Annotated in this window: 9 protein-coding genes; 5 read left to right on the top strand and 4 right to left on the bottom strand. The window is 53.8% G+C overall.

Annotation, left to right across the window (positions count from 1 at the left end):
• On the bottom strand, positions 1–1,786 hold a 1,786-nt coding region (locus tag H8Q75_RS06445; RefSeq protein ID WP_365970816.1), incomplete at its 3' end, for a hypothetical protein.
• Between the two features lie 160 nt (positions 1,787–1,946).
• Here H8Q75_RS06445 and H8Q75_RS06440 point away from each other — a divergent pair.
• The 5 genes from H8Q75_RS06440 to H8Q75_RS06420 all read left to right on the top strand — a co-directional run bounded on the left by H8Q75_RS06440 (position 1,947) and on the right by H8Q75_RS06420 (position 7,708).
• Entirely contained in the window at positions 1,947–2,948 is a 1,002-nt protein-coding gene (locus tag H8Q75_RS06440; RefSeq protein WP_297040938.1) for a DMT family transporter, read from the top strand.
• 43 nt (positions 2,949–2,991) lie between these two features.
• Entirely contained in the window at positions 2,992–3,777 is a 786-nt protein-coding gene (gene cpdA, locus H8Q75_RS06435; RefSeq protein ID WP_024125696.1) for a 3',5'-cyclic-AMP phosphodiesterase, read from the top strand.
• Positions 3,778–3,891: 114 nt separating this feature from the next.
• Positions 3,892–5,532: a B12-binding domain-containing radical SAM protein gene (locus H8Q75_RS06430; protein WP_225871811.1), complete on the top strand. Its 1,641-nt coding sequence runs from the start codon at positions 3,892–3,894 to the stop codon at positions 5,530–5,532.
• Between the two features lie 119 nt (positions 5,533–5,651).
• Positions 5,652–5,996 (top strand): metalloregulator ArsR/SmtB family transcription factor, encoded by a 345-nt coding sequence (locus tag H8Q75_RS06425; protein WP_024125694.1) that lies wholly within the window; start codon positions 5,652–5,654, stop codon positions 5,994–5,996.
• A gap of 80 nt (positions 5,997–6,076) precedes the next feature.
• Positions 6,077–7,708, top strand: coding sequence for a CTP synthase (locus H8Q75_RS06420; protein ID WP_024125693.1), 1,632 nt, complete (start codon positions 6,077–6,079; stop codon positions 7,706–7,708).
• Positions 7,709–8,390: 682 nt separating this feature from the next.
• Here H8Q75_RS06420 and cbiD read toward each other — a convergent pair.
• The 3 genes from cbiD to H8Q75_RS06405 all read right to left on the bottom strand — a co-directional run.
• Positions 8,391–9,518, bottom strand: coding sequence for a cobalt-precorrin-5B (C(1))-methyltransferase CbiD (cbiD, locus tag H8Q75_RS06415; protein ID WP_024125692.1), 1,128 nt, complete (start codon positions 9,516–9,518; stop codon positions 8,391–8,393).
• A 13-nt stretch (positions 9,519–9,531) separates the two neighbouring features.
• On the bottom strand, positions 9,532–10,218 hold the full coding sequence (locus H8Q75_RS06410) for a HEAT repeat domain-containing protein (protein WP_024125691.1): 687 nt from the start codon (positions 10,216–10,218) through the stop codon (positions 9,532–9,534).
• 103 nt (positions 10,219–10,321) lie between these two features.
• Positions 10,322–10,477, bottom strand: a 156-nt coding sequence (locus tag H8Q75_RS06405) for a putative PEP-binding protein (RefSeq protein WP_297040939.1), incomplete at its 5' end; no start/stop codon positions are given.

Below are 10,477 nucleotides of genomic sequence, written 5' to 3'. Positions count from 1 at the left end.
GGGTTTCAGGGGTGGGTGTGGGAGATACCCCAGGGGTAGGTGCAGGGGTGGTGGCCTCTGGCGTGGGTGTTGCTGGGGAAGCTGATTGTGGCTCGGCGACTGGTTCAGAAGTCCCTTCAGGGGTACTGGGGGGGCTTTCCCACCAAGCGGGCGTCGTGGGTGCCGCCTGTTGACGTTGACGCAGGCTGAGTTCATAGTCCCATTGCCAAATGCGATTGAGGGCTTCACGGTAGAGGGCGCGATCTCGACCAATTTGCTCAGCGGTTTGAATGGCTTCCGCCAGTTTGCCTTCCCGCGCCAAGCGAATCGCTCGATCCAGAATGGGACGATCCTGAATTTCTTCGAGTTTTGCTTGCCACTGGTCGCGATAGTTAGCTATCACGGCAGCGAGCACTGCATCGCGGGGGAAAGATCGTAAAACCCCCAGGGCAGCTTGGTACTGTTTCTGTTTTGCAAGGGCGATTGCTGCATGGAGCAGAGGCCGCTCGTCAATCGTGCCTAGATCGCGCTGCCAAAGGGCAATCAAACCTTGGGCTTGACCCCGTTCTGGCTGACCAAGGGGCACCTGCCGAGCTTGAGCAATGGCCAAGGCATACCCCCAGCGCAGACGGGTATTGGCAAGCCATGTTGCCCACTGGAGGTGCTGCTGGTTACGCAACTGTTGCTGCCATCTGTTGAGGTAGGCTTGAGCCGATTCATAGAAGGGATCCGTGATCGGAATCTGCTGCACCCGGGCGATCGCCTCCCAGTAACCGAGAACCGTTCCCTTCGCCGCAAGGGCTTTGGCTTGACCAAGGATGACGATTGGGCGATCGTGGTAGGAAACATCGAGAGCTGGGGCAATTTTTTCAATAAGGGCTAAGGCACCCTCGCGATCGCCGGCCGCTAAGCGTTCCTCAGCATAGGCAAACACTTCAGGAATCCAACGGCGAATATCCGCCTGGGCTTGGGAATAGACAACCGCCTCTGGGGGAATTTTCAGAGCCAGCATCACTGCCGCCGCCAGTTCATTGGCCGTTAACCAAGCCGCCAAATCCCGCGCCTGCACCAGTTGTACCCACGCATCCTGTTCTTGGGAGATGCGCACCGAGAGCTTTTGTGCCTGTTCGCGCCAGTAGTCAGTACCGAGCTGATTCATGAGTTTCACTTGCAGCAAAGCCAATCCCCAATCCTGCTGGCGCAGTGCCGCCTCAGCCGTTGCCAACAAGTTTCCACCTTCTCCCCCATTGGTTGCGGTTAGTAGCTCCTGGGCTTGGGAGTAGCTCGCTGCGGTGGTGGGGATTTTTTTCAGGAGCAGCGTTGCCAGTTTGATATTGCCTTGGCTCAACTGTTGGCGAGCAATGACCAATAGGGCAGCTGACCATTCATCCAGGCGCCGCTTAGCTTGAGGAAACAGGGGGTGATCTTCTGGCCACTGACTGACGGTTTCAATGGCTTGCGCAAGAGAGGGTAAGTTGCCGTGGAGGACTGCTTGATCGGCGCAGTAGAGGCGATCGCCATCCCTCATGGTCAAGAATGGGTGACGACAATCGGGCAAGGGGGGTAACAGCAATAGCCAAGTGCTGGCTGCCATGAGCGTTGCCCCGGAGATAAAAAAAGGGATGAGCCAAGGCCACCCCTCATATGCCATGAGCCGTTGACGATAGACTTGCCAGCGGGCGGGCATAGATTCGGTGGCCGTTGTCCCCACAGGGGCGATCGCTAGCTCCGCTGACTTAGGAACCCGCCGGAACCACCGTTGCCAAACCTCTAGTGCTTTCATCTCCTGCTGCGGCTCCTCACCCACTGCCTGAAATTTCCCTAGGATGCCAGGGAGGTCATTAGAACTTGTTATAGCAAATCAACTTGACAATTCCCTCCTGAAGTTGCCGTTGCCCACGGCAGGATTATAATTTAAGGATACGAATCGCAATAATCCTTAACATTCTCCTGGTTTGGCAACGCCCGTGACCGCACTCTGGCAACGCTTGATTTTAATCTCCCCCTTTTTCTTTTGGGGAACTGCCATGGTGGCCATGAAGGAGGTCATGCCCCATACCTCGCCGCTGTGGGTTGCCGGTGTGCGCCTTGTGCCGGCAGGTCTTCTAGTTTTAGCGGTGGCGATCGCCCTCGGTAAGCCCCAACCCAATCACTTGCGGGCATGGGGATGGATTAGTCTTTTTGCCCTTGTGGATGGCTTTTTATTTCAGGGGCTTCTGGCCACTGGCCTATCCAAAACGGGCGCAGGTCTTGGCTCTGTGATGATTGACTCCCAACCCCTGGCGGTGGCGCTGTTGTCCCGCTGGCTGTATCAAGAGCGAGTTGGCGGCTGGGGTTGGCTGGGGCTCTTTCTTGGCTTAGTGGGCATTAGTGGCATTGGTCTAGGTGATGATCTATTGACCCTGCTCCATCAACCCAGCGCATGGCACAGTATTTCTTGGGGACAGTGGTGGCAGCGGGGCGAACTGTGGATGCTATTGGCTGCCCTCTCGATGGCAGTGGGGACGATTCTCATGCGTCCCTTAGCACGCTATGCGGATCCAATTGTGGCTACAGGCTGGCACATGGTCTTGGGCGGGTTGCCGCTGTTGATCTGGCCGAGCTTAAATAGCCCAGCGCCTTGGGCAGCCCTACACTGGTCGGATGTCCTCAACCTTGGCTATGCGACTTTCTTTGGTAGTGCGCTGTCCTACGGTGTCTTTTTCTATTTCGCTGCCAAGGGGAATCTCACCAGTCTCAGTGCCCTAACGTTTCTCACCCCAGTATTTGCTCTCACCTTTGGGCATTGGTTCTTGGGGGAAACCCTGAGTCAAGTTCAGTTACTAGGCGTGGGTCTGACGCTCATTAGCATTTACATCATTAATCAGCGCCAAGTGCTTGGGCAGTGGTGGCAACAACTCCCCTTACCCACCCGCTTGCGGGAGTCGGCAACGTCTATCAGCGTTAAGGTGGTTGATCAGATGAAGTAGCCTGAGCATTTGAGCTACAGCATTCCCAGACCGCAGCAAGTTTATGAATGAACCCGTTTACCTGATCCAGTTATCAGATCTGCATTTATTTGCCACAGATGAAGGCAGACTCCTTGGCCTGCCTACGGCTCAATCCCTAGCGGCTGTTTTAGAGGCAACTCGTCATCATCGTCCCAATGCCCTGCTCCTGACGGGAGACTTAGCACAGGAACCCGTTACTACTACCTACGAACGTTTAGCCACTGCTTTCAGGGACTTTAGCTGTCCTGTATATTGGATTCCTGGCAACCATGATGAGCCAAGGGCAATGGTGCCGGCGCTAGAGCGTCCGCCGCTACGGGGCGATCGCCAAATCAATCTTGGGACTTGGCAAGGCCTGCTCCTCAGTTCCCAAGCCGATGGCAAAGTTCATGGTGAATTGAGTCCTGAGACCCTCAGTTGGCTAGATGCAACCTTGAGTCACACGGGCGATCGCCCCACCTTCATTGCCCTGCACCATCCCCCCTTTGAGACCGGTGCCCCTTGGCTCGATAGTAGCCGCCTACAAAACCCTGAGCACCTTTTTGCCGTGTTAGATTCCCATCCGCAGGTGAAGCTCGTTCTCTTTGGTCACATCCATCAGGAATTTATTACTGAGCGGCAAGGGGTGACGTATCTCGGCTGTCCCTCCACCTGTATCCAGTTTTTGCCCCGTGCCCCTGAATTTTCCCTTGAACCCGTTGGTCCTGGTTTTCGTCATCTATCGCTATACCCCGATGGCACTTTTAAAACCTACATTGAGCGGGTAGAGATTCCCCTCACGCTGGACTTTAGTGCCAAAGGGTACTAAAACCTAGGCGATAGCCGCATTTGTAGGCTATACCTATTGAAAAGTGCGTGTAGGTAGGAGTGGTGGGCTATGAACCTCAGTCGGAGCACCGATGAGATAAAACTGGTTCCCGAGATGACCAGTGGTCGAGTCCCCTATACCCCCCGTAACCATCGCCGCATCCTCTGCATTTTTCCCCGCTACAGCCGCTCCTTTGGTACATTTCACCACGCCTACCCCCTCATGGGCACGGTACGCGCCTTTATGCCACCCCAAGGGATTTTGCTAGTGGCCGCCTATCTTCCAGAATCGTGGGAGGTGCGCCTGATTGATGAAAATGTACACCCAGCAACCGATGCTGACTATGCTTGGGCTGATATTGTCATTACCAGTGGCATGCACATTCAGCGGCCACAAATTTTAGAAATCAACGCAATTGCCCATCGTCACGGTAAACTCACTGCCCTTGGCGGGCCCTCGGTCTCCAGTTGTCCGGAATACTATCCCGATGTGGATATTCTCCACCTGGGGGAACTGGGGGATGCCACGGACAAGATGATTGCCTACTTTGATGAATACGGTAGCCAGCGTCCACCCCAACAACTGATTTTTGAAACCACTGCTCGCCTACCCCTCAGTGAATTTCCTGTGCCAGCCTACCAGCATGTGCGCATGGAAAACTATTTCCTCGGCAGTGTTCAGTTTTCCAGTGGCTGTCCCTTTCGCTGTGAGTTTTGCGATATTCCCGAACTCTATGGCCGCAATCCGCGTTTGAAAACGCCGCAGCAGATCCTCAAGGAATTGGACACAATGCTGGCCTCAGGGAATCCGGGGGCAGTCTATTTTGTGGATGATAACTTCATTGGCAATCGCCGCGCAGTGATGGAACTGCTGCCCCACCTCATTGACTGGCAAAAAGCCAATGGCTACCCGCTGCAATTTGCCTGCGAAGCCACACTGAACATTGCCCAAAGCCCAAAACTTCTAGAGATGATGCGGGAAGCCTATTTCTGTACGATTTTCTGTGGCATTGAAACCCCAGAACCTGAAGCCCTCCACGCTATCCACAAGGATCAAAACCTGAGTATGCCAATTTTGGAGGCTGTGCAAACTTTGAATCGCTATGGCATGGAAGTTGTCTCCGGCATTATTATTGGCTTTGATACAGATACTCCCCAAACGGGCGATCGCATTCTTGAGTTTATTCGTGCCTCCCACATCCCCACATTAACGATTAACCTGCTGCACGCCCTACCCCGTACCCCCCTCTGGCGTCGCTTGGAAGCGGAAGGCCGCCTCAACCACGACGAAAACCGCGAGTCCAATGTTGAGTTCCTCATGCCCTATGAAGAAGTGGTAGAAATGTGGCGCCGCACTATCACGACTGCCTATGAACCGGAGTTTCTCTACCAGCGGTTTGCCTATCAAATGGCCCACACCTATCCCAACCGCATTGCAGTGCCCAATAGTCCAGCTCGCCTTAGCCGTAAAAATATTCTGCGGGGACTGCGGATTATGAAAAATCTCCTCTGGCACGTGGGGCTTTGGGGGAGCTACCGCAAGACGTTCTGGAAACTGGCATGGCCTGCCCTCAAAAAAGGCCAAATTGAACAATTGATCCACGTGGGTGTGGTGGGGCATCATCTGATTCACTTTGCCCAAGAATGTGCTCGCGGTGATGAAGCGGCCTCCTTCTATGCCCAACGGCTACGCCCAAAAAACACAACATCTACCTCGCTCAAACCTGCTATCAAGTTACCAGTAAAACTGCGTTAAAGCTTCTTGGCGGGATTCCCTCTCCCTGGGGTGAAGCACTATTATTTACTGTGCAGCTATATGATAGAATGCCTGACCTAGATTATATTAATCTATGTCCCTAAAGTGCCATACCCCCTATGGTTGACCTCCCTTCCCCTGAGTTGCTCACCCACGTTGCCGAGTATTTCAAAGTGCTGTCGGAACCGAGTCGCCTGCAAGTGCTCTGTGCTCTAAAACAAGGACGGCGCAATGTCTCGGAGATTATTCAAGAAACCGGATTGGGGCAGGCCAATGTCTCAAAGCACTTGAAAACCCTTGCCCAGGCTGGTCTGGTGCGCCGACAGCCCCAAGGAGTTACTGTCTATTACGAAATTGCTGACCCGACAATTTTTCCTCTGTGTGATTTGGTCTGTCAGCGGCTGAGGCGGCGCATTGAGGAGCAATCCCAAGTCGTCAAGGAATTGATGAATAATTTCTCCTAGGCGCCATGCCGCAATATGCGAGAATAGTTGCGTAGGTTTTGATGAGTATGCCCTCTGGGGCTCAGCCCTAGCATTCAACAATGACGAAATATGTTTTTGTGACCGGCGGTGTTGTCTCCAGCATTGGTAAAGGAATTGTTGCCGCCAGTCTGGGACGGCTGCTGAAATCGCGGCAGTATTCTGTGTCCATTCTCAAGCTTGATCCCTACATCAATGTCGATCCGGGCACGATGAGTCCCTTCCAGCACGGGGAAGTGTTTGTGACCGACGATGGGGCGGAAACGGATTTGGACTTAGGGCACTACGAGCGGTTTACCGATACACCCATGTCCCGCCTCAATAGCGTCACGACGGGATCCATTTACCAAGCAGTCATTAACAAAGAGCGACGCGGTGACTATATGGGGGGAACGGTGCAGGTCATCCCCCACATTACGAATGAGATTAAAGAACGTATTTTACGGGTGGCGAAGGACAAAAATCCCGATGTGGTGATTATTGAAATTGGGGGAACCGTTGGCGATATTGAGTCGCTGCCCTTTCTGGAGGCCATCCGCCAGTTTCGCACGGAGGTGGGGCGGCACCATGTGCTGTTTATGCACGTGACTTTGGTGCCTTGGATTCCCTCGGCAGGGGAAATGAAAACAAAACCCACCCAGCACTCGGTGAAGGAGTTGCGCTCCATTGGTATTCAGCCGGATATTCTCATCTGCCGTTGCGATCGCCCCCTTGTACCGGGCATTAAGGAAAAGCTCTCCCAATTCTGTGATGTCCCTGTGGAATGCGTCATTCCCTCGCCGGATGCAAAAAGCATCTATGAAGTGCCCCTGCTGCTGGAGCGCGAGGGCCTTGCCACCCAAGTTCTCAACCTGTTGAACCTGGAACAACGGCAGCCAGATCTCAGTCAGTGGCAAGCCCTTGTGGAGCGACTTTACCGTTCCCACAGCCCCCTGGAGGTGGCAATCGTGGGTAAATACGTACGCCTTAGTGATGCCTATCTTTCGGTGGTAGAAGCCCTGCGGCACTCAGCGATCGCCTTAGACCACGAACTGCGCATCCGCTGGGTCAACTCCGAAGAAATCGTTGAAAATGGCGTGGAAAATGCCCTTAGCAATGTCACAGCCATTGTTGTGCCGGGGGGCTTTGGCATTCGGGGGGTCGAAGGCAAAATTGCTGCCATTCAGTATGCCCGGGAGCAGGGAATTCCCTTTTTGGGACTGTGCCTGGGGATGCAGTGCGCGGTGATTGAGTGGGCACGCCATATTGCGGGTTTAGAAAATGCCAACAGTGCTGAGTTCGATGCCAATACTCCCCACCCGGTGATTCACCTATTACCCGAACAGCAGGATATTGTCGATTTGGGGGGAACGATGCGCCTGGGTTTGTATGCCTGCCGCCTAGCCCCCAATTCATTGGCGGAAAAGCTCTACGGTGAAACAGTCATCTACGAGCGACACCGCCATCGCTACGAGTTTAATAATGCCTATCGCAGCCTCTTTTTGGAAACGGGCTATCAAGTTACGGGTACCTCTCCCGATGGCCGCTTAGTAGAGATTATTGAGTATCCAGCTCACCCCTTTTTTATTGCAGTGCAGTTTCATCCTGAGTTTCGCTCCCGTCCCAATGCGCCCCATCCTCTCTTTTATGGCTTGCTGGCGGCAGCAGCTAAGAATTCCAATCGTGATAATCCGCAGGTTGTCCCAAGCCTCTAGACGTTGCCAGCACTGAGTACGGATGATCGCAACAGATAGAATCCAGGCAGGAAGAGTGACCTGGCCACCACACCGATGGCCTTGACTGCAGTTGTTCACGGCGGGTAGGCTACCTCAAGCTGATGCTCCTGTAGTTGTCAAAGCGGCTGGCGGGATGATTCCTGCAGTACCAGGGGGTGTCTTGACGGCCAATCACTGCTTGAGTCCTCCTTGGCAATAGGTGTCCAGCTAGCAAGTGATGGTGGACTCGTTGCGATAGAGGGGGACGGCTGTAGACAAGTGCTTGCTGGAGCCAGTAGAGCATCGGCAGGGGCTCCTGCGGTCAGACATCGGTTTTGTGCTGTACAGCCGTTTTCACAAGGATGACGGGCACAACAGTAGTTTGGCTATGCTACACGGTTACGTTGCGTCAAGATATTGACCTAACAAGATATTGACCTAAATAAATAGAAAGCGGTAAATAGTGTTGCAGTTCTTTAGAGCTTTCTGTGATTGTGAGAGGGAGTCGGCAAGCCATGAAGGTCGCCTGCTGAGATGACTTCAGTTTTAGGATAGGCAATCCCCTCGTTTAAGATCTAATTTATTGCCTATTGCTTAATCTATTGCTTAATGTAAGAGATGGTATCGGAAATCATATTGCATAGAAAAGTGATAGAAAAGTATAAAGTATTCTACTTTGCCTCTAATCTAAAGAACCGACTGGCTCTATCGAGATGCTGATTCGCCTCAAAATGATGTTTCCTGTCTCACTGGTGGTGACAATTTGGCGATCGCGCCCAAACAAGGCACAGCCTACTTGCAATGACCGTCCGAGGGGAGCGGCACAATGGGCATGGATATAGGCAGTGGTACGTTGATCAATGCGGTGGGCAATGTGGCTCAGAATCTCAGGCAAGAGTTGGGGAGACATTCTTTCTAAAAGTTTGAGGGCAGCCTCAACCGTTGGCGCTTGCCACACCTGATGCAGAATCTTTGGGTCTAGGCCTGCAAGGGCACAAAAGGCCGTGAGAATTTCTTGGCGAGCATCTGCAAGGTGGTGGTGGGTATGGAAAATGCCCGCCGCAAGTTTAATTAATTTGCCGTGGTAACCCAAAAGCAGCACCTGTTGAACCTTGTACTGCGCTGCTGCCACCAGCATTGGACCAAGCCAATTGGCAGTTTTCACGCAAAGGGAGGGGGGAATCCGGAGGTGTTGCGCCACCTGCAGGCCATTCTCCCCAATGCAAAAGACAAGGGTTGGCGATTGGGCGGCTTTCTGGGCTAAGTCCTCGCGATAGCGATCCAGTTGCTCCGGGGCTGTGAGGGGTTGCGCCAAGGCAGTTGTCCCCAGTAGGGAAAGGCCCTCAACAATCCCAAAAGCGGCATTCGAGGTGCGCTCTGCCAAGTCTCGCCCTTGGGGCAAAAGAAGAGTAACGGCGATCGCCCGCTCTTTCGGGCAGTAGAGCAATAGATTGGTGGTCAACAACAAACGGGCATAACGATAGATAGCTGCCTCGCCCGTGGCGCGATCGCGCCCAACCCCAAAGCCCCCCTCAATGTGAATTTTGGGAGAAGTTGCAGGGTCTTGCCAGCGCACCCAAGCCCAGATAGGGGTATGGCGGGTAAGATCAAGGGCGTCACTGGGTTCACTGTAGGTAATGGCCAAGGCCTGCTGGTCATCTAAGGGTGCCCCTTGGGCAATGGGTAGCGTTTCACAGCGATTGGGGCGCAGCAGGGCAAGGGTGACTTCCTGAGGGCAGGTGCCTTCCGTGAGGCAACGCAATGCAGCAACAGCCGCAGCCGCTGCAAAAACCGGTAGCGTATAACCCATTGGTGCTAAGTAGTTAGTGCTGAGTAGTTAACTGAGCCAAGCTACTGCGCGCCGCTTCGGCAACCGCTGCCGCAGAATCGGTGGCCAATTGTTCAAGAAGGGGGCGAACCTCTAGGGTGCCAATTTGGCCAAGGGCGATCGCCAGCCGATGGCGGACTTGCCAATCAGGATAGGCCACAAACGGCCGCAAGTGCTCAATGCTTTCCGGTTGTTTGAGTTCACCCAACGAACCAATCGCTGCCAATTTTACCAACTCTTGGGGACTATTGAGGGCTTCCGTGAGCAGGCCAACAGCAGCGGGGTTTCCGAGGGCACCCAGGGCGGCAATGATACTAAACTGCAACAGCCAATCGTTAGTACTGTGGTAGGCGGTTTCTAAATCTTCGAGGGCAAAGGGAACTTGCAAAGCAGCCATGGCATCCGCTGCGGCAGCACGGACATCGGTTTCGCTGTCGTGGAGCAGGCGATCGCGCAACAGGTCATGGGCTTGATTGAGGTTGATGTGCCCAAGGCTAGCAATCTGACTGACTGCCGCGTAGCGGACACGGGCATTGTCATCCTTACTCAGGGGTTGAATGAGTGCAAAGGCGTCCTTGGGATCAAGGCTGCGCAGTTGATTGATGCCCCGCAGGCGATCGCCCACATCCGCTGAAGTAATGAGTTCGTGAATTGCCCCTGTGTCCACGCCGAGATTCTCCACCCAGTTCCTTATTATCCTACTCGCTTAGCCGCAGAAAAGGGCAGAGCGATCGCGGCTTCGATTCCCTGCCCTCAACTGAGGAGTTGCTACTGGGTTGTGCGTTCTAGGCTTCCTTTTCAGCCTCCGCAATTTGCAACATGGTCTTCAGGACGGAATCAGGGTTGAGGCTAATGGAGTCAATCCCTTGCGCCACCAAGAATCGAGCGAACTCAGGATAGTCACTGGGGGCTTGACCACAGATGCCAATTTTGCGTCCCTT

The organism is Thermosynechococcus sp. OHK43 (assembly GCF_014466085.1).
Taxonomy (GTDB): domain Bacteria; phylum Cyanobacteriota; class Cyanobacteriia; order Thermosynechococcales; family Thermosynechococcaceae; genus Thermosynechococcus.
The sequence above is the reverse complement of the archived record's forward strand: the minus strand, read 5'-3'. Positions and strand labels throughout refer to the sequence as shown.

Bases quoted from the DNA above. Each gene is read 5' to 3' on its own strand.
- H8Q75_RS06425 (WP_024125694.1), top strand. From the start codon at position 5,652: ATGGTTGACCTCCCTTCCCCTGAGTTGCTCACCCACGTTGCCGAGTAT.
- cpdA (WP_024125696.1), top strand. From the start codon at position 2,992: ATGAATGAACCCGTTTACCTGATCCAGTTATCAGATCTGCATTTATTT.
- H8Q75_RS06420 (WP_024125693.1), top strand. From the start codon at position 6,077: ATGACGAAATATGTTTTTGTGACCGGCGGTGTTGTCTCCAGCATTGGT.
- cbiD (WP_024125692.1), bottom strand. From the start codon at position 9,518: ATGGGTTATACGCTACCGGTTTTTGCAGCGGCTGCGGCTGTTGCTGCA.
- H8Q75_RS06430 (WP_225871811.1), top strand. From the start codon at position 3,892: ATGACCAGTGGTCGAGTCCCCTATACCCCCCGTAACCATCGCCGCATC.